Origin of the sequence: Streptococcus infantis, from assembly GCF_001579645.1 — a bacterium.
GTDB lineage: Bacteria > Bacillota > Bacilli > Lactobacillales > Streptococcaceae > Streptococcus > Streptococcus infantis_E.
Window position 1 is genome coordinate 323993 of record NZ_KQ970818.1, and the last position, 19084, is coordinate 343076.

Consider the following 19084-nt stretch of genomic DNA (forward strand, 5'->3'; position numbering starts at 1 on the left):
CCTGACGCTAGCAGGCGTCGTCTTAACTGCTGGTTTGCTTTTGGGAGCTTGTGGTAACTCAGCTAGCTCTACTAAAACATATAATTATGTATACAGTAACGATCCTTCTAGTCTAAACTATCTAGTGGAAAACCGTGCGACAACAGGTGATGTTGTTACAAACTTGGTTGATGGTTTGATGGAAAATGACCAATACGGAAACTACATTCCTTCATTAGCAGAGGATTGGACAGTTTCTCAAGATGGTTTGACCTACACATACAAGCTTCGTAAAGATGCCAAATGGTACACAGCAGATGGTGAAGAGTATGCGCCAGTAACTGCACAAGATTTTGTGACAGGATTGAAGTATGCTGCAGATAAAAATTCAGAAGCCTTGTATCTAGTACAAGATTCTGTTGCTGGCTTGGCTGACTACGTTAACGGAAAAAACAAGGACTTTTCAACCGTTGGAGTTAAGGCTATTGACGACCAGACCGTTCAATACACTCTGACAAAACCAGAACCTTACTGGAATTCAAAAACAACTGCGACTATTCTGTTCCCAGTAAATGCTGATTTCTTGAACTCAAAAGGGGATGATTTCGGTAAAGTGGATCCAGCAAACATCTTGTATAATGGGCCATTTATTCTCAAATCGTTCACTTCTAAGTCTGTCATGGAATACAAGAAAAATCCAAACTACTGGGATGCTAAAAATGTATTTGTAGATGATGTCAAGTTGACTTACTATGATGGAAGTGACCAAGACGCGCTGGTTCGTAACTTTAGCGAAGGTGTCTATAGTTTTGCACGTCTCTATCCAAATAGCTCAAGCTTTGCAGGTGTACAAGAGAAGTACAAGGATAATATTATCTACAGTATGCAAACTGCGACTTCTTTCTACTTTAACTTTAACTTAGATAGAAAATCTTATAACCACACATCAAAAACAACAGACGCTGAAAAGACAGCGCAACAAGAAGCTGTTTTGAACAAATCATTCCGTCAAGCCATTAACTTTGCTTATGACCGTACAGCTTATGGAGCTCAGTCACAAGGGGAAGAGGGAGCAACTAAGATTATCAGAAACTTGCTCGTTCCACCTTCATTTGTAACTCTTGATGGTAAAGATTTTGGGGATGTTGTCGCTTCTAAGATGGTTAACTACGGCCAAGTATGGCAAAATGTGAACTTTGCGGATGCACAAGATGCCTACTATAATGCTGATAAGGCTAAAGAAGCTTTTGCACAAGCCAAGAAAGAATTGGAAGCTAAAGGCGTTCAATTCCCTATCCACCTAGATTTGCCAGTTGACCAGTCTGTGAAGAAGGGTGTCCAAGAGGCAAGCTCATTTAAGCAATCTATTGAGTCTGTCTTGGGTACAGATAATGTCGTCATCGATATTCAAATGTTGACTACTGAAGATATGGATAGTATCGGTTACCTTGCCAATACAGTTGCTCAAAAAGACTATGACCTCTACAATGGTGGTTGGGGACCAGACTACCAGGATCCATCAACTTATCTTGATACCCTTAGCCTAACAAGTGGTGGTTCGCTTCAAAACCTTGGTTTGGAACCTGGGGAAACCAATGCTAAAGCAACTGCGGTTGGTTTGGATACCTATACTAAGATGTTGGAAGAAGCCAATGCAGAGCAAGACTTGAACAAACGTTATGATAAATATGCGGATGCCCAAGCTTGGTTGGTGGATAGCTCTCTAGCAATTCCAAACGTATCTCTTGGTGGAACACCAGGAATCAGAAAAACGGTCCCATTCTCTGCTGCCTTCTCTCAAGCGGGTAACAAGGGTGTTGAATCCTACAAATACGTTAAGTTGCAAGATAAGATTGTCACAACAGCTGAGTATGAACAAGCTAGACAAAAATGGCTAAAAGAAAAAGAAGAATCTAACAAAAAAGCCCAAGAAGAATTAGCAAAACACGTTAAATAATCAGTCTATTCAACAGGAAAAACGATAGTTTCTTAAGAAGCTATCGTTTTTGTATAGTTTGAAACTATAACTAGCTCTTGAAAACAAGAAAACGAAGGATCCAAAATAAGTGGTACAATAGTTACTATAGATTTGGAGGTATTGTATGAGTAAATCATTTCACATCAACACAATTTTAGCACAAGCAGGGATCAAGTCTGATGAAGCAACAGGTGCTTTGGTTACACCTATTCACTTTTCAACGACCTATCAGCATCCAGAATTTGGTCAATCAACTGGATTTGACTATACCCGCACCAAAAACCCGACTCGTAGCAAGGCAGAGGAAGTCTTGGCAGCTATTGAATCAGCCCGCTATGCTCTAGCAACTAGTTCAGGTATGTCTGCGATTGTGTTAGCCTTTAGCGTTTTTCCAGTAGGAAGTAAGGTTTTGGCTGTCCGTGACCTTTACGGTGGCTCTTTCCGCTGGTTCAATCAAGTTGAGCAGGAAGGACGTTTCCACTTTACCTATGCCAACACAGAAGAAGAGCTAATTGCCGAGCTAGAAAAGGATGTGGATGTACTTTATATCGAAACACCAACCAACCCTTTGATGTTGGAATTTGATATTGAAAAATTGTCAACATTAGCTCATGCAAAAGGTGCTAAAGTTGTCGTGGACAATACCTTCTACAGTCCTATCTACCAACGTCCAATTGAAGACGGGGCAGATATCGTCCTTCATTCAGCGACAAAATACCTTGCAGGTCACAATGATGTTTTAGCTGGTGTAGTTGTGACAGATAGTGCTGAATTATATGAAAAACTCTTTTACAATCTCAACACGACAGGGGCTGTTTTGTCACCATTTGATAGTTATCAATTGATTCGTGGTCTTAAAACCTTGTCACTTCGTATGGAGCGCTCAACAGCTAATGCTCAAGAAATCGTAGCCTTTTTGGAACAATCACCTGCTGTCAAAGAAGTTTTGTATACAGGTCGTGGAGGAATGATTTCCTTTAAAGTAGCTGATGAGAAGCGTATTCCTCATATCTTAAATACTTTGCAAGTATTCTCTTTTGCTGAAAGTTTGGGTGGTGTAGAAAGTCTGATTACCTACCCAACTACTCAAACCCATGCAGACATTCCTGCAGAGGTTCGTCATTCTTATGGACTGACTGATGATCTCTTGCGCTTGTCTATTGGTATTGAGGATGCCAGAGATTTGATTGAAGACTTGCGTCAAGCCTTGGAAGGATAAGACTATGGGAAAATATGATTTTACGACCTTGCCCAATCGTTTTGGACATCATACCTATAAGTGGAAAGAAGCAGAGACTGACCGAGAAGTATTGCCAGCCTGGATCGCTGATATGGACTTTGAAGTGTTACCTGAGATTCGTCAGACTGTCCATGACTATGCGGAGCAATTAGTTTATGGCTATACCTATGCTAGTGATGGATTGATTGAAGCAGTTCAAAACTGGGAGGAAAAACAGCACGGCTATCGCTTTGAAAAGGATGCCCTAGTCTTTATCGAAGGGGTAGTGCCAGCTATTTCAACAGCCATTCAAGCCTTTACTAAAGAGGGTGAAGCAGTCCTCATTAATACACCCGTTTATCCTCCTTTTGCTCGGAGCATTAAGCTCAATAATCGTAGACTAATCACCAACTCTCTAGTAGAAAAAGACGGACTTTTTCAGATTGACTTTGAACAATTAGAGAAAGATTTTGTCGAAGAGGATGTCAAACTTTACGTTTTCTGCAACCCTCATAATCCTGGTGGACGTGTTTGGGAAAAAGAAGTCTTAGAGAAGATTGGACAACTTTGTCAAAAACATGGAGTTTTGTTGGTGTCTGATGAGATTCACCAAGATTTGGCCTTGTTTGGAAACAAACACCAGTCATTCAATACAGTAAATGAAGATTTTAAAGAATTTTCACTGATTTTAAGCAGCGCTACCAAGACCTTCAATATTGCGGGAACAAAGAATTCCTACGCTATTATCGAGAATCCTAAGTTAAGAGTGGCTTTCCAAAAGCGCCAGCTAGCTAATAATCAACATGAAATCTCAGGGTTGGGATATTTGGCAACAGAAGCAGCCTATCGCTCTGGTGAAGAATGGTTGTCAGAACTCAAAGAACTGATTGAGAAACACATCAATTATGTCGTCGATGTGTTTGGAAAAGAAACGAAAATCAAGGTCATGAAACCTCAAGGGACCTATCTCATTTGGCTTGATTTTTCAGCCTACGATATTAGTGATGAAGAATTAAGAAGCCTTTTAAGAGACGAAGCCAAGGTTATCCTGAACAGAGGCTTGGACTTTGGCGAAGAAGGAGCCCTCCATGCTCGCTTAAATGTAGCCATGCCGACATCTGTCTTGGAAGAAGTTTGCCAGCGAATCATTGCTACTTTCGCTAAATTTTAAGAAGCTAGCCTTTTAGGAGAAAAGTACTCCTAGAAGGCTATTTTCGTAAGAAGAAATGTGGTATAATTAAGAGATAAAGTAAAGGGGAAAATATGGCTAAATTGATTCCAGGGAAGCTTCGAATGGAGGGAGCTCAACTCTACGAAACTAGTCAGATTGAAATTATCAAAGAGAAAGACCATCGCCTCTATGCGCGTGTAGCAGATGAAGAAATTCGCTATAGCTTGGATGATGATTTGGTTTTTTGTGCTTGTAATTTTTTCCAAAAAAGAGGGTTTTGTGTGCATTTGGCAGCACTAGAGCATTACCTGAAAAATGATCACATTGGTCAGGAACTCTTGGGAAATCTGGAAAATGTGCACGAACAGAAAGAAGAAGTTGAAACTCAGGTTACTTTTGGAGGAAAGTTTTTAGAATCCATTCAAATTCCTAGTCTTTCTGAAATCTATCAGTTGTCTGCTCAGGGGCAGATTGAAGCAGGGACTAATCGCATTATTTGGACTTTGAGAGTCGGTCTTATCCAGACGCAGAAATTTTATGTAATTCGAGATATCCCCCTTTTTCTGAAGGTGTTAGAAACTAGTAAACCCTATATGATTGGAAAGTTATATGAAACTTCCTTGAATATTCGTCAGTTTGATGAAAGTAGCAGGTTTGTTCTGAATTTCCTTCAAGGAATTGTAGAAGATGAGGTTGAAAATGCCCTCTTTTTCCAAAATCAAGGTCGTCATCTCTATTTCCCGCTGTCTTTTTTTGAGCAGGGTGTTAGTCTGCTGATGGGCTTAGATGCATTCCAATTTGACCATCAGATTTCAAGCTATCCTCATCTTGTATTTCAAGATTTTGATGGTCAAGCAGGATTATTTACCTTTCAAATTGAAGAAAAATCCAACTATTATGAGATGGAAATTTTTCAACAGGTAGGGCTTAATTCGTTTTATAAGGGACAAGTCTTGTTTACTAAAGGTACATTCTATCTTCTGTCCAAGGAGCAAGCTAGCCTTTTAGAAAAATTAAAAAAAGTCCCTATTGATAAAGGTGGTAGAAAGATTTTACAATTTGATACCAGTGATCGAGATCTTCTAGCTTCGACCTTGTCGCAGTTTAAAGACATAGGAGAGGTAAAAGTTCCTGATACGCTTCAAATTCAGTCTTTCCGTCCTTCTTTCTACATGGAAGGAGAAGAGGACGGTTCTATCCGTTTGGATATGCAGTTTCAGTATGAAACTTGCTTAGTAAGGAATCGTAATGAACTGGAGAGTCTTCCTTTTGCTAGTGATATTCAACTGGAGAAGCAAGTCTTTCAGTTGGCTCTATCTGCTGGATTTGAAGCAGATTTTCGTTCATGGCGTCAAAGTTTGAGAGCTGATGCAGTCCATACCTTCTTTCAGGAGGTTTTACCAGCTTTTGAAGCGCTTGGAGAATTAAAGATTTCTGAGAGCTTGCAAGACCTTTATCAGGTTCAGAAGCCTCAAGTTCACATCTCATCCAAGGGAAGCCTATTAGAAATTCAATTTGATTTTCAAGATATAGATCAAGAAGAAATCGATCGAGCGATGAAAGCGCTAGTTGAGAAGCAGGATTATTATATTTCGTCCTCTAACCAGGTTTACTATTTTGATGATCAGACCAAGCGTATCCGTCAGGATTTAGAAGAATTAGGGATAGAGGACCTACAAGATGGAGCTTTTCGAGCTCGTAAATCCCTAGCTTATACCCTATCTCATCTATTTAAGGACCAGGATCAAATTTCTTTCACCGAAGAATTTCGCAATCTGGCCCATGATTTGACGCATCCAGAAGATTTTCCGATGAAAGAGCTGAATATCCAAGCAGATCTCAGGGATTATCAGAAAAAGGGAATTCAGTGGTTTCAGATGCTTCACCATTATGGCTTTGGTGGGATTTTAGCAGATGATATGGGGCTTGGGAAGACCTTGCAAACCATCGCCTTTTTAAGTAGTCAGGTTCAAGCAGATACTAGTGTCCTAATCCTTGCTCCATCTGGCTTAATCTATAACTGGGCTGATGAATTTCAAAAGTTTGCTCCAGATTTGGATGTAGCGGTTGTGCATGGCTTAAAATCTCATCGAGAATCAATTTTGGCAGAAAATCATCAGATTTATGTGACAAGCTATGCTACTTTCCGTCAGGACAGTGAGATTTATCGAAACCTATCTTTTGATTTTCTTTTTCTAGATGAAGCTCAAGTGATGAAAAATGCACAAACGAAGATTGCTCAAAGTTTGCGACGATTTGTGGTTCCATCTGTCTTTGCACTATCAGGAACACCGATTGAAAACCATCTGGGAGAACTCTGGTCGATTTTTCAGATTGTCTTACCAGGCCTCTTACCTGCTAAGAAGGAGTTTATGAAACTATCAACTGAAAGAGTGGCTCAATTTATCAAACCCTTTGTCATGAGACGCAAGAAAGAAGAGGTTTTGACAGAGTTGCCTGACTTGATTGAAGTCGTCTATAAGAATGAACTGGAGGATCAACAAAAAGCTATCTATCTTGCTCAGCTGCAACAGATGCAGGAGCGTCTGGGACAGGTAAGCGATTCGGAATTTCAACGAAATCGCGTCGAAATTTTGACTGGTCTCATGCGTTTGCGTCAGATTTGTGATACACCTGCGCTCTTTATGGAGGACTACCAAGGAGAGAGCGGCAAGCTGGATAGTTTACGAGATTTGCTGGTTCAGATTGCTGAAGGTGGACATCGTGTACTTATCTTCTCTCAATTTAGAGGCATGCTGGACCGTATTGAGCAAGAGCTACCTGACTTAGGTCTGACATCCTTTAAAATTACTGGTTCAACGCCTTCTCAAGAACGTCAGGAAATGACCAAATCCTTTAATCAAGGTGAGCGCGATGTATTCTTAATTTCTCTAAAAGCAGGTGGGGTTGGTCTCAATCTTACTGGTGCTGATACAGTTATTTTGGTAGACTTGTGGTGGAACCCTGCGGTTGAATCACAGGCTATCGGTCGTGCCCATCGTATGGGTCAAGAGCAGGCTGTTGAAGTTTATCGTCTCGTGACTCGAGGGACAATTGAAGAAAAGATTCAAGAATTACAAGAGAAAAAGAAAAATCTTGTTTCTGAAATCTTGGATGGAACAGAGTCTCGTGGCAGTCTGAGTCTAGCTGAAATACGAGAAATTTTAGGGATTTCATGAGCCTATACTTGAAAAATCAAGACATTACGCTATAATGGAGTATTGAAAGGAAATAAATATGATACAAAAACGATTTCCAATAGTGGCAGATGATGAAGTCATGTTGACAGAAATGCCAGTTATGAATCTCTACGATGAGTCTGATTTCATCAGTAATATAAAAGGTGATTACCAAGACAAAAACTACTTGGAATGGTCTCCGATTACTGAAGAAAAAAAGCAAGAGGAAGCTAAACCTCTTGTAAAAACGATTGAGAAAAAAGAAAAATCCTATGCTGAATTAGCGCGTGAAGAAGCTCGGGCAGATTTGAAAAAGAAACGTTCGGCTCGATATTTGACTCAGGATGTGAGTCATACTAGACGTCAAACGAAAACAAGTATTGTGAGACAGGCAAATCAACCAACCGCACCTTTCCAAAAGGAAAATCCAGGAGAATTTGCTAAATACAGTCAGAATTTGAGCCAATCTCACTATATTTTGGCAGAAACAGTTGCACAAGTAGCTAGTCCTGCACCAAATAGCGAAAAGTCTCATCCTAAGAAAAACAATTATGACTTTTTAAAGAAAAGTCAAATTTATAACAAAAAAAGTAAACAAAAAGAACAAGAACGTCAAGTGGCCCAAGAGCTTAACTTGACTAGAATGAGCGAATAGAGGGGAAGAAAATGGCAAAAACCTATCATTTTATCGGAATCAAAGGATCAGGTATGAGTGCCTTGGCTTTGATGTTGCATCAAATGGGTCACAAAGTTCAAGGTTCTGACGTTGAAAAGTACTACTTTACCCAACGTGGACTAGAGCAAGCAGGGATTACAATTTTACCGTTTGATGAAAAAAATCTTCAAGGTGATTTAGAGATCATTGCAGGGAACGCCTTCCGTCCAGATAATAACGTTGAAATTGCTTATGCTGACCAAAATGGTATCAGCTATAAACGTTATCATGAGTTTCTTGGAAGCTTTATGCGTGACTTTATCAGCATGGGGGTTGCTGGAGCACACGGTAAGACCTCAACAACTGGGATGCTTTCTCACGTGTTGTCACACATCACTGATACAAGCTATTTGATCGGAGATGGTACAGGTCGTGGTTCTGAAAATGCCAAGTATTTTGTCTTTGAATCTGATGAATACGAACGCCATTTCATACCATATCACCCAGAATACTCTATCATTACTAATATAGACTTTGATCACCCTGACTATTTCACAAGCTTAGAGGATGTCTTTAACGCCTTCAATGATTATGCAAAACAAATCTCCAAAGGATTGTTTGTCTATGGTGAAGATGCTGAGTTGCGTAAGATTACGGCTAATGCTCCGATTTATTATTATGGTTTTGAAGCAGAAGGTAATGACTTTGTAGCAAGCGACTTGCTTCGTTCTACGACAGGTTCAACTTTCACAGTTCACTTCCGTGGTCAAGAGTTGGGTCAATTCCACATTCCAACTTTCGGTCGTCACAACATCATGAATGCCACAGCAGTGATTGGTTTGCTTTATACTGCTGGTTTTGATTTGAATTTGGTGCGTGAACACTTGAAGACTTTTGGTGGAGTGAAACGTCGCTTTACAGAAAAGATTGTCAATGATACGGTTATTATCGATGATTTTGCTCACCATCCAACTGAGATCATTGCAACGCTAGATGCGGCTCGTCAGAAATACCCAAGCAAAGAAATCGTTGCTATTTTCCAACCGCATACCTTTACTCGTACAATTGCTTTGTTGGATGATTTTGCACAAGCTTTAAATCAAGCTGATGCCGTTTACCTAGCGCAAATCTACGGTTCAGCTCGCGAAGTAGACAATGGTGATGTCAAGGTTGAAGATCTTGCAAGTAAGATTAACAAGAAAAATCAAGTAATCACAGTTGAAAATGTTTCTCCACTTCTAGACCATGACAATGCTGTCTATGTCTTTATGGGAGCTGGCGACATCCAAACTTATGAATACTCATTTGAGCGTCTCTTGTCAAACTTGACTAGTAATGTTCAGTAAGTAAAATTATGGAATTTCCAATTAAAATTCGGGAAGCTCAGCAATCAGATATTGATCAGATTTGCTTGATACAAGAAAGTAATTCAAACTTTCTAGAAATCATGAATAGAGAAATACTAGAAGAACGTATCCGCAACCATGCGGATACGTTTCTCTTAGCTAGCCTGGAAGATCAAGGGATTGCTTATGTTTCTGGAACTGTTTTTACGGATACCCTATTTAGTAAATGGCCTTTAGAAAAGGAACCTGAGCGGCCTATTAGTGATAATTACATCCTTATTGGCGCTTTAGCTGTTGATCCAGACTATCAAGGACAAGGCTTTGGAACCTTGTTGCTAGCAGCTTTGAAGGAGGTTGCTCATCAACAAAATAGACCAGGTATTTACCTGCTTTGTGAGAATGAATTGATCACCTACTTTGAGATGAATGGATTTGTGGAGCAAGGGATCGTAAATGGAGAAAGGAGCAGTGAGGTTGCCTTTCTCATGTGTTGGCATAATCCCTACTATCAGGAGGAAATATGATTATTAGACAAGCTCGATTGACAGATTTAGATCGTATCTTTGAAATTGAACTAGAAAATTTTTCGATTGAAGAAGCTATTCCTCGATCTGTTTTTGAAGCTCATTTGAAGGAAATTAAGACCAGTTTTTTAGTGGCTGAAAAAGATGGAGAGATACTCGGTTATATTGAAGGTCCGGTAGTACCACATCGATATTTACAAGACCAGTCCTTTACAGAAGAAATTAAAGATTATAGTCATCAAAAAGGTGGCTATATTTCTGTGACTTGTCTATCCATTACTAAGGAAGCTCAGGCACTAGGTGTCGGACGAAAATTATTGGCCGCTTTAAAAGGACTCGCTCTTGAGCATGAGCGTGAAGGAATCAATCTGACCTGCCATGACTATCTCATTGCCTATTATGAGAAACATGGTTTTGTAAATGAAGGAAAATCCAAGTCAACTTTTGCTGGGGAGGAATGGTATGACATGGTCTGGGAAAACACAAATTAGGTATCAGAAAGGCATCTATGGTTGCTTTTCTTTAGTTTTTAAGATATAATATTATGGATTATCAACAAGGAGGGAATACCTTTGAGCGAAAATTCAAGAGAAGAAGAAAAGCTAAGTTTTAAAGAGCAAATTTTACGTGATTTAGAGCAAGTAAAAAATGAGGAAAAAACTTTTGGAGAAACCAACGAACTTTTTTCAAATTTGATGAATCCTTCTGATTTAGAATCGGGAAAACGACTATCTGAAACTTCAGCACAGGAGTTGATTGTGGATTCAGTTTCAACAGTTGATCAATTAATTGCTAATGCGCCAACAGTACCACCGCGTCCTACTAATTTAAAAGATGAGATTAATGAACCAGCTAAGACTTTTGAATCAGATAATCCTTCTAAATTTATTAAGCAGGATAATAGAGAGAAAGAATTTGCTTCTTCGACGAAAGTTCAAGTATCATATCGTACTCAAGGTGGAAAATCAAGCATTGCAAAGCCTAAAAAAGAAGTAAATATTGAAACTAAAGGTAAAGAAGTTCCTACGAAAGTAGATTTTAAATCAATAACAGAAACAGCTGAGCTTCCTAGAAGAAGTCGTAAAGAGTCAGTGAAACCAATTAAGAAAAAGAAAAAATCACGCTTAAAAGGATTTTTCGTAACAGTATTTGTTTTATTGATTTTACTAGGTGTGGGTGGATTCTTCGGTTACCGTTATGTCGAATCTGCACTCCAACCGGTTGATGCAAATTCAAAACAGTATGTCACAGTTCAGATTCCAGAAGGGGCCAATCTTCAGCAAATTGGTGATACCTTAGAAAAATCTGAATTGGTAAAACACGGGTTTATCTTTAGTCTTTATGCTAAGTATAAAGACTACAATGATTTGAAATCTGGTTACTATAATTTGCAAAAGAGCATGAGTACAGATGATATCATCAAAGAATTGCAAAAGGGAGGAACGCCTCAACCTCAAGAGGTTGCACTTGCAAATCTTACAATCCCTGAAGGATATACCCTTGATCAAATCGCACAAACAGTTGGTCAACTTCAAGGAGACTTTAAAGAACCTTTGACTGCAGATGCCTTCTTGGCAAAAGTGCAAGATGAAACCTTCATCTCTCAATTAGTTGCTAAGTACCCAACCCTTCTCGAAAGTCTACCAACTAAAGAAAGTGGTGTTCGTTATCGTTTAGAAGGATACCTATTCCCAGCAACTTATGCTATCAAAGAAAGCACAACTATTGAAAGCTTGATTGATGAAATGGTGGCAGCTATGGACAAAAACTTGTCAGCACATTATACTGCAATCAAAGAAAAGAACTTGACAGTGAATGAACTCCTCACCATTGCATCACTTGTGGAAAAAGAAGGATTGAAAACTGACGATCGCAAACTGATCGCTGGAGTTTTCTATAATCGTTTGAACCTTGGCATGCCACTCCAAAGTAATATTGCTATTCTCTATGCAGAAGGTAAACTAGGACAAAATATTAGCTTGGCAGATGATGCAGCAATTGATACAACAATCAATTCACCTTATAATGTTTATACAAACCTTGGCTTAATGCCTGGTCCAGTAGACAGTCCAAGTCTGGATGCAATTAAAGCAAGTATCAATCAAACTAAGAGCGACTATCTCTACTTTGTAGCCAATGTACAAGATGGTAAGGTTTACTTTGCAACGACACGAGAGGAACATGATCGAAACGTTGCAGAGCATGTTAACAGTAAATTGACACAATCAAGTAGTTCAAACTAACTCTTAGAACAAGATTTGCTATTACATCCGTGAATGTAGAAAAGAATCTCTAATTTTTACGGGAATAGCAAGTCCTACCAGTCTTTCCGCTATGATTAGAAACGCCTGAAATTCACAAGTTTTAGGCGTTCGGAAATTGCGAAAGTAAATCCTACCTCTTATTTGAACCTGAGTCTAGAAGTGATAGAATCATAAGGTTTAGGCACAGATTTTAAAAGGTCGATACTGACCAAAATCATTTAAGGAAAGCTTTAAAAAGACTTTGTCTTCATTGTAAAATTATGTGGTTTACCACATAATTTTGCTTTACTACCTAAAGAAATTTAAATTTAATCAAAAGAAAGTTGAGAAAAATGGCAGAAAAAACATATCCAATGACCCTTGAAGAAAAGGAAAAACTCGAAAAAGAATTAGAAGAGTTGAAACTAGTTCGTCGTCCAGAAGTTGTAGAACGCATCAAGATTGCGCGTTCATACGGTGACTTGTCAGAAAATAGTGAGTATGAAGCAGCTAAGGACGAGCAAGCCTTCGTTGAAGGACAAATCTCTAGCTTGGAAACAAAAATCCGTTATGCTGAGATTGTTAATAGCGATGCGGCTGCTCAAGATGAAGTTGCTATCGGGAAAACAGTCACTATCCAAGAAATTGGTGAAGACGACGAAGAAGTATATATCATCGTGGGATCAGCGGGTGCAGATGCCTTTGCAGGTAAAGTATCAAATGAAAGCCCAATTGGGCAAGCCTTGATTGGTAAGAAAACAGGTGATACTGCTACGATTGAAACACCTGTAGGAAGCTATGATGTTAAAATCTTAAAAGTAGAAAAAACAGTTTAATAGGAATGAAAAGAAGGAGTAGATATAGGGAAAGCGCTTCCCATTACTCCTTTTCTTAATTCTAAAAACTAGAGGAGACTATATGAATTCAGAAAATAAGCACAAAAAGAAAAATAAAATGGAACGTGGGTTAACAAATCGCCATGTTCAGGTTATGGCGATTGCAGGAACAATTGGAACAGGACTTTTTCTAGGAGCTGGACGTTCCATTAGTTTGACAGGTCCGTCAATCGTCTTGGTCTATATGATTACGGGTGGCTTTATGTATCTTATGATGCGCGCTATCGGGGAAATGTTGTACCAAGATCCAGAGCAACATACCTTTATCAACTTTATTACCCGTTATCTAGGTCAGGGTTGGGGTTACTTCTCAGTCTGGTCTTACTGGCTCTCAGTAGTCTTTATCGGTATGGCTGAGATCACGGCTATTGCTCACTATGTTCAGTTTTGGTTTCCATCCTGGCCGTCTTGGTTGATTCAGGTTGTATTTCTGACAATACTTGGCTTGGTGAACTTGATTGCCGTTAAAATCTTTGGTGAAGTAGAATTTTGGTTTGCTATGATCAAAATCGTGGCCATTCTTGCCATGATTGCGACAGGTGTCTTTCTAGTTTTGACTGGCTTTGAAACGCCTTATGGTTCAGCAAGTCTTGCTAATATTAGTGAGCAATTCTCACTTTTCCCAAATGGTGGTATGAACTTTGTCATGGCCTTCCAGATGGTTTTCTTTGCTTACTTGATGATTGAATTTATCGGTGTTACTACATCTGAAACCAAGGATCCAAGAAAAGTCTTGCCTAAGGCTGTTAAGGAAATTCCCTTGCGAATTATCTTTTTCTATGGTGGAGCTCTTTTAGCCATCATGTCTATTATTCCTTGGCGTGAGCTTTCTGCAGCAGATTCACCATTTGTAACGGTATTTGAACTTGTTGGTCTTAAGTGGGCTGCAGCTTTAATTAACTTTGTAGTTTTGACTTCAGCTGCATCAGCCTTGAATTCAACCCTTTACTCAACAGGTCGTCATTTGTATCAAATTGCCCATGATTCACCAAATCGTTTCTTGAAAGCTATTAAGGCAGACACGCTCTCACGTCACAACGTTCCTCAGAATGCTATCATTGCTTCTGCCGTATTGATTGGTTTTGCAGCCTTCATCAATGTCCTTCCAGGAGTCTCAGATGCCTTTGCTTTGATTACGGCTTCTTCATCAGGTGTTTATATCGCCATCTACATCTTGATCATGGTAGCCCATCTCAAATATCGTAAGTCTAAAGACTTTATGTCAGATGGCTATCTCATGCCTCAATATCGCTTTCTAAATCCTTTAACAATGCTCTTCTTTATCTTTGTATTTGGAACACTCTTCTTACAAGAGTCAACTGTAATGGGAGCTAGAGGTTCAGCTATCTGGATTATCGCTTTTGGTATTTATAGCCAATGGAAATTTAGAAAATAAGTCATAAGCTCATCAACTCAGGTTGGTGAGTTTTTTAGTTTGACAGTCTATCTAAATATGGTTATAATCATGCTATAAGTGTATTTAGGAGGTTTTATGCAGGTAAGATTGGAGAATACAGAGTCCCAGAAATCGCAAATAATAGGAGACTTGATTCACTCTTATAATCGTTCCAAAAGAGAAGCTGCTGAAAGTGAGCCTCTTAATATTTATGTCGAAGATGATAGCAGTGAAATCATGGCTAGGTTAGTAGCAGAGACTTTCGGGAATTGGTTAGAAATTGAGTATTTGTTTGTGAATGAGGAATTGCGAGGACAAGGAATTGGTTCTCAACTACTGCAGAGAGCAGAAAGTGAAGCTAAGAAGAGAAATTGTCGCTTTGCTTTTGTGAATACGTATCAATTTCAAGCGCCAGCCTTTTATCAAAAGCATGGTTACAAGGAAGTCTTTACTTTGAAAGACTATCCCTATACTGGACAAAGATACTATTATCAAAAAGATTTGTAAATTGAAATTGGGAATGAAATAAAGTGATTAGTCATAGAATGATGGAGATAAGCTAATGGATATCATATTAGATATGGGTAATGTTCTTTTGGAATGGAACAAGGATAAGATTTTGAAAGCTGTAGCTAAAACTCAGAAAGATTATCTGATCTTAGACAAGGCGATTTTCCAGTCGGGGCTCTGGGAAAGATTGGACCTGGGGACCTTGACTCGAGAAGAATTGCTTGATAAGGTTCTTTCCCTATTAGGAGATTGCTATCAGAAAAAGGTTGAAGAAGTCATTTGGAACTGGCCTGCCTATATCGATATTTACACGGAAGTCTTTCCGCTTCTTGCACGTTTAAAGGAAAATGGCCATCGTATTTTTGTCCTATCTAATACCTCACCAGTTTTTTATGAATTATTGAAAGATCAATTAGCACCTCTAGAAAAGATTTTAGATGGGTTTGTTCTTTCCTGTGATATTAAGATCATCAAACCTGATCGAAAAATGTTTGAAGAAATCCTCTGTAAATACGAGTTGGATCCAGCAAATTGTGTCTTTCTTGATGATTTAGCAGACAACACTAACATGGCTGAAAGTCTAGGCATCAAAGCCTATCAAGTCAAACAGAGAAGTGACGTTGTCGATATTTTGAAAAAATTTGAATAAGCAGAAAACTCTCTATCATTTAGTTGGTAGAGAATTTTTGTTAAAAAAATCGTGCAAAATGACAGATATATATTGCATAATGTAAACTATATGATATAATGAACTTAGAAGAAGCGCGACTTTTAAAATTAAGGAGGAGGTAAGAAGTGGTTAAGAATTTAAAATTAAAACTAGCTCGAGTAGAGCATGATATGACACAAGGTGACTTGGCAGAAGCTGTCGGTGTGACTAGACAGACTATCGGCTTGATAGAAGCTGGGAAATATAATCCTAGTCTCTCCCTTTGCCAGTCCATTTGCAGATGCTTAGGCAAAACTTTAGACCAATTATTTTGGGAGGAAGAAGATGAAAAATAGATTTTATTATTATCAATTATTAGATGAAAGAGAAGAGCAACAACTTCATAAAGCTGGTGCAGAGAGTTTTCATATTTTTATCGGATTATTGTTTCTAGCTTATTTCATATCAGTGTTAGCACCAAGCCTTTTTAATCCTAGCATGCTTCTCGTAATTATAATCATAGGGAATTTTTACTTTTTCAATCGTGCTAGAAGTCTTGGTGTGACCTATTATAGTCGTTTTCATTTTACAATTTTAGGTTGCCTATTATTAACTCTAGTGATTACAGCTACCTTGATGCTACAGAACTACCAGTTCAATATCGAAATTTATCAGCACAACCCTCTACATATTAAGTATATTTATGCATGGGTATTTACTTATATCCTTTATCTTCCTTGGGTCTTTATTGGAAACTTAGGTTTGAAAAGTTATGGTGAATGGGCTCAGAAAAAGTATGAAAAAGATATGGATGAACTCGAGAGCATGGAATAGCTTGTTAGCTTTTTATCAATATCGAGAAAATGTGTTATAATAGTACTAATTTATGAGAAAAGAAGAAATATTTTCATCTTTTTACAAATAGGGAAGAAGGATAGTATATGTACCCAGATGACAGTTTAACATTGCACACTGATTTGTATCAGATTAACATGATGCAGGTTTACTTTGACCAAGGCATTCATAACAAGAAAGCAGTTTTTGAAGTTTATTTCCGCCAACAACCTTTCAAAAACGGTTATGCTGTATTTGCAGGTTTGGAACGAATTGTGAACTACTTAGAAAACCTGCGCTTTTCTGAGAGCGATATTGCTTATTTGGAATCACTTGGCTATCATGGTGCCTTCTTGGAATATCTCCGTAATCTCAAGTTGGAATTGACTGTACGTTCTGCTCAAGAAGGGGACTTGGTATTTGCCAATGAACCGATTGTTCAAGTGGAAGGTCCTTTGGCTCAGTGTCAATTGGTTGAAACAGCTCTCTTGAACATCGTCAACTTTCAAACCTTGATTGCGACCAAGGCAGCTCGTATTCGTTCAGTCATTGAAGATGAGCCTTTGATGGAGTTCGGTACACGTCGTGCGCAAGAAATGGATGCAGCTATCTGGGGGACTCGTGCGGCTGTTATTGGTGGTGCCAATGGAACTAGTAATGTACGTGCTGGTAAGCTCTTTGGAATTCCGGTTTTAGGGACTCATGCTCATGCCTTGGTACAAGTCTATGGCAATGATTATCAGGCTTTCAAGGCTTATGCCTCAACTCACAAAAACTGTGTATTCCTAGTGGATACCTACGATACTCTTCGGATCGGTGTTCCAGCAGCGATTCAGGTTGCGCGTGAACTTGGTGATAAGATTAATTTCCTTGGTGTTCGTATTGACTCTGGAGATATTGCTTATATTTCTAAAAAAGTTCGTCAACAACTGGACGAGGCAGGATTTACTGATGCTAAGATTTATGCATCAAATGACCTTGATGAGAATACCATCCTTAACCTCAAGATGCAAAAAGCTAAGATAGACGTCTGGGGTGTAGGAACTAAGCTCATTACAGCCTATGACCAACCAGCACTTGGAGCAGTTTACAAGGTTGTTGCCATCGAAGATGAGAATGGTCATATGCGCAATACCATTAAACTTTCAAACAATGCAGAGAAAGTTTCAACGCCTGGTAAGAAACAAGTTTGGCGTATCACCAGTCGTGAAAAAGGCAAGTCAGAAGGTGACTACATTACCTATGATGGTGTCGATGTTGCTAGCATGACTGAAATCAAAATGTTCCATCCAACCTATACTTATATCAAGAAAACTGTTCGTAATTTTGATGCTGTTCCTCTCTTGGTAGATATTTTCAAGGAAGGTAAGCTAGTCTATGATTTACCAAGTTTACCTGAAATTCAAGCCTATGCTCGTAAGGAATTTGATAAGCTTTGGGATGAATACAAACGCGTACTGAACCCACAACATTATCCTGTGGATTTGGCTCGTGATGTATGGCAAGATAAGATGGACTTGATTGATAAAATGCGTAAGGAAGCTCTAGGTGAAGGAGAAGAAGAATGAGTTTGCAAGAGACCATTATCCAACAACTGGGTGTTAAACCAGTGATTGATACTCAGGAAGAAATTCGTCGTTCGATTGACTTTTTAAAACGATATTTAAAGAAGCATTCCTTCTTAAAAACTTTTGTATTGGGCATTTCTGGAGGTCAAGACTCGACCTTAGCAGGACGCTTGGCTCAACTAGCCATGGAAGAAATGCGAGCAGAAACAGGTGATGATAGTTATAAATTTATCGCAGTTCGTCTACCTTATGGTATTCAAGCTGATGAGGATGATGCCCAAAAAGCCCTTGCTTTTATCCAGCCAGATGTGAGTTTGGTGATCAATATCAAGGATTCTGTAGATGCTATGGCTGCATCTGTTGAAGCTACTGGTAGTCCAATGTCAGACTTTAATAAAGGGAATATCAAGGCTAGAAGCCGGATGATTGCCCAATATGCGCTCGCTGGAGCTCATAGTGGTGCTGTTATCGGGACAGACCATGCTGCGGAAAATATCACAGGCTTTTTTACCAAGTTCGGTGACGGCGGTGCAGATATTCTTCCTCTCTATCGCCTCAATAAACGTCAAGGAAAACAACTATTGAAGGTGCTTGGAGCTGATCCTTCTCTCTATGAAAAAGTACCGATTGCTGATCTAGAAGAAGAGAAACCTGGCTTGGCAGATGAAGTTGCACTCGGTGTAACCTACGAAGAGATTGATGACTACCTGGAAGGAAAACAAATCAGCCAAGAAGCACAAGCAACCATTGAAAAATGGTGGTACAAAGGCCAACACAAACGCCACCTACCAATCACAGTATTTGATACGTTTTGGGAGTAAAAACCTCCAGTGGAGGTTTTTACCCTCTCACCTAGAAATAAGAAAGTGAGAGTAAGTCCGGGGGACCTTTTTACCTTGAGCCTAGAAATTAGAAAGCAAGAATAACCTCCAGTGGA

At 39.1% G+C, this 19084-nt stretch carries 17 protein-coding genes; all 17 read left to right on the forward strand.

Annotated elements, in window-relative coordinates:
• Position 1: 1 nt before the first annotated feature.
• Positions 2–1936: a peptide ABC transporter substrate-binding protein gene (locus SINDD18_RS01570; protein WP_065203260.1), complete on the forward strand. Its 1935-nt coding sequence runs from the start codon at positions 2–4 to the stop codon at positions 1934–1936.
• Between the two features lie 145 nt (positions 1937–2081).
• The gene (locus SINDD18_RS01575) at positions 2082–3176 is read left to right on the forward strand and encodes a cystathionine gamma-synthase (protein ID WP_061862844.1); all 1095 of its coding nucleotides are present in this window, start codon (positions 2082–2084) and stop codon (positions 3174–3176) included.
• A 4-nt stretch (positions 3177–3180) separates the two neighbouring features.
• Positions 3181–4347 carry a MalY/PatB family protein gene (locus tag SINDD18_RS01580; RefSeq protein WP_061862845.1) on the forward strand — a complete coding sequence of 389 codons (1167 nt, stop codon included), beginning with the start codon at positions 3181–3183 and terminating at the stop codon, positions 4345–4347.
• Between the two features lie 92 nt (positions 4348–4439).
• Positions 4440–7526 (forward strand): DEAD/DEAH box helicase, encoded by a 3087-nt coding sequence (locus SINDD18_RS01585; protein ID WP_061862846.1) that lies wholly within the window; start codon positions 4440–4442, stop codon positions 7524–7526.
• A 58-nt stretch (positions 7527–7584) separates the two neighbouring features.
• Positions 7585–8181 (forward strand): hypothetical protein, encoded by a 597-nt coding sequence (locus tag SINDD18_RS01590; protein WP_061862847.1) that lies wholly within the window; start codon positions 7585–7587, stop codon positions 8179–8181.
• An 11-nt stretch (positions 8182–8192) separates the two neighbouring features.
• Positions 8193–9527 (forward strand): UDP-N-acetylmuramate--L-alanine ligase, encoded by a 1335-nt coding sequence (gene murC, locus SINDD18_RS01595; protein WP_061862848.1) that lies wholly within the window; start codon positions 8193–8195, stop codon positions 9525–9527.
• Between the two features lie 8 nt (positions 9528–9535).
• Positions 9536–10051, forward strand: coding sequence for a GNAT family N-acetyltransferase (locus tag SINDD18_RS01600; protein WP_061862849.1), 516 nt, complete (start codon positions 9536–9538; stop codon positions 10049–10051).
• Positions 10048–10542, forward strand: a complete 495-nt coding sequence (locus SINDD18_RS01605) for a GNAT family N-acetyltransferase (protein WP_061862850.1) — start codon at positions 10048–10050, stop codon at positions 10540–10542. Before SINDD18_RS01600 ends, SINDD18_RS01605 begins: the two co-directional genes overlap by 4 nt.
• 81 nt (positions 10543–10623) lie before the next feature.
• Positions 10624–12294: an endolytic transglycosylase MltG gene (gene mltG / locus SINDD18_RS01610; RefSeq protein WP_061862851.1), complete on the forward strand. Its 1671-nt coding sequence runs from the start codon at positions 10624–10626 to the stop codon at positions 12292–12294.
• 353 nt (positions 12295–12647) lie between these two features.
• Entirely contained in the window at positions 12648–13130 is a 483-nt protein-coding gene (greA, locus tag SINDD18_RS01615; protein ID WP_061862852.1) for a transcription elongation factor GreA, read from the forward strand.
• 82 nt (positions 13131–13212) lie between these two features.
• A complete protein-coding gene (locus tag SINDD18_RS01620; RefSeq protein ID WP_061862853.1) occupies positions 13213–14586 on the forward strand; it encodes an amino acid permease in 1374 nt (457 codons plus the stop codon).
• Positions 14587–14682: 96 nt separating this feature from the next.
• Positions 14683–15093 (forward strand): GNAT family N-acetyltransferase, encoded by a 411-nt coding sequence (locus SINDD18_RS01625; protein WP_081108233.1) that lies wholly within the window; start codon positions 14683–14685, stop codon positions 15091–15093.
• Between the two features lie 55 nt (positions 15094–15148).
• Complete coding sequence (locus SINDD18_RS01630; RefSeq protein WP_061862854.1) at positions 15149–15745, forward strand: HAD family hydrolase; 597 nt, start codon at positions 15149–15151, stop codon at positions 15743–15745.
• A 146-nt stretch (positions 15746–15891) separates the two neighbouring features.
• Positions 15892–16101, forward strand: coding sequence for a helix-turn-helix transcriptional regulator (locus SINDD18_RS01635; RefSeq protein WP_061862855.1), 210 nt, complete (start codon positions 15892–15894; stop codon positions 16099–16101).
• Positions 16091–16579 (forward strand): DUF6773 family protein, encoded by a 489-nt coding sequence (locus SINDD18_RS01640; protein ID WP_061862856.1) that lies wholly within the window; start codon positions 16091–16093, stop codon positions 16577–16579. The genes SINDD18_RS01635 and SINDD18_RS01640 overlap by 11 nt, the downstream gene beginning before the upstream one ends.
• A gap of 107 nt (positions 16580–16686) precedes the next feature.
• The gene (locus SINDD18_RS01645) at positions 16687–18147 is read left to right on the forward strand and encodes a nicotinate phosphoribosyltransferase (RefSeq protein ID WP_061862857.1); all 1461 of its coding nucleotides are present in this window, start codon (positions 16687–16689) and stop codon (positions 18145–18147) included.
• Complete coding sequence (gene nadE / locus SINDD18_RS01650; RefSeq protein ID WP_061862858.1) at positions 18144–18968, forward strand: ammonia-dependent NAD(+) synthetase; 825 nt, start codon at positions 18144–18146, stop codon at positions 18966–18968. The genes SINDD18_RS01645 and nadE overlap by 4 nt, the downstream gene beginning before the upstream one ends.
• The last annotated feature ends 116 nt before the right edge of the window (positions 18969–19084 follow it).

Bases quoted from the DNA above. Each gene is read 5' to 3' on its own strand.
- SINDD18_RS01585 (WP_061862846.1), top strand. From the start codon at position 4,440: ATGGCTAAATTGATTCCAGGGAAGCTTCGAATGGAGGGAGCTCAACTC.
- nadE (WP_061862858.1), top strand. From the start codon at position 18,144: ATGAGTTTGCAAGAGACCATTATCCAACAACTGGGTGTTAAACCAGTG.
- SINDD18_RS01640 (WP_061862856.1), top strand. From the start codon at position 16,091: ATGAAAAATAGATTTTATTATTATCAATTATTAGATGAAAGAGAAGAG.
- SINDD18_RS01590 (WP_061862847.1), top strand. From the start codon at position 7,585: ATGATACAAAAACGATTTCCAATAGTGGCAGATGATGAAGTCATGTTG.
- SINDD18_RS01625 (WP_081108233.1), top strand. From the start codon at position 14,683: ATGCAGGTAAGATTGGAGAATACAGAGTCCCAGAAATCGCAAATAATA.
- SINDD18_RS01630 (WP_061862854.1), top strand. From the start codon at position 15,149: ATGGATATCATATTAGATATGGGTAATGTTCTTTTGGAATGGAACAAG.
- SINDD18_RS01580 (WP_061862845.1), top strand. From the start codon at position 3,181: ATGGGAAAATATGATTTTACGACCTTGCCCAATCGTTTTGGACATCAT.
- SINDD18_RS01620 (WP_061862853.1), top strand. From the start codon at position 13,213: ATGAATTCAGAAAATAAGCACAAAAAGAAAAATAAAATGGAACGTGGG.
- greA (WP_061862852.1), top strand. From the start codon at position 12,648: ATGGCAGAAAAAACATATCCAATGACCCTTGAAGAAAAGGAAAAACTC.
- SINDD18_RS01645 (WP_061862857.1), top strand. From the start codon at position 16,687: ATGTACCCAGATGACAGTTTAACATTGCACACTGATTTGTATCAGATT.
- murC (WP_061862848.1), top strand. From the start codon at position 8,193: ATGGCAAAAACCTATCATTTTATCGGAATCAAAGGATCAGGTATGAGT.
- SINDD18_RS01600 (WP_061862849.1), top strand. From the start codon at position 9,536: ATGGAATTTCCAATTAAAATTCGGGAAGCTCAGCAATCAGATATTGAT.
- SINDD18_RS01605 (WP_061862850.1), top strand. From the start codon at position 10,048: ATGATTATTAGACAAGCTCGATTGACAGATTTAGATCGTATCTTTGAA.
- SINDD18_RS01575 (WP_061862844.1), top strand. From the start codon at position 2,082: ATGAGTAAATCATTTCACATCAACACAATTTTAGCACAAGCAGGGATC.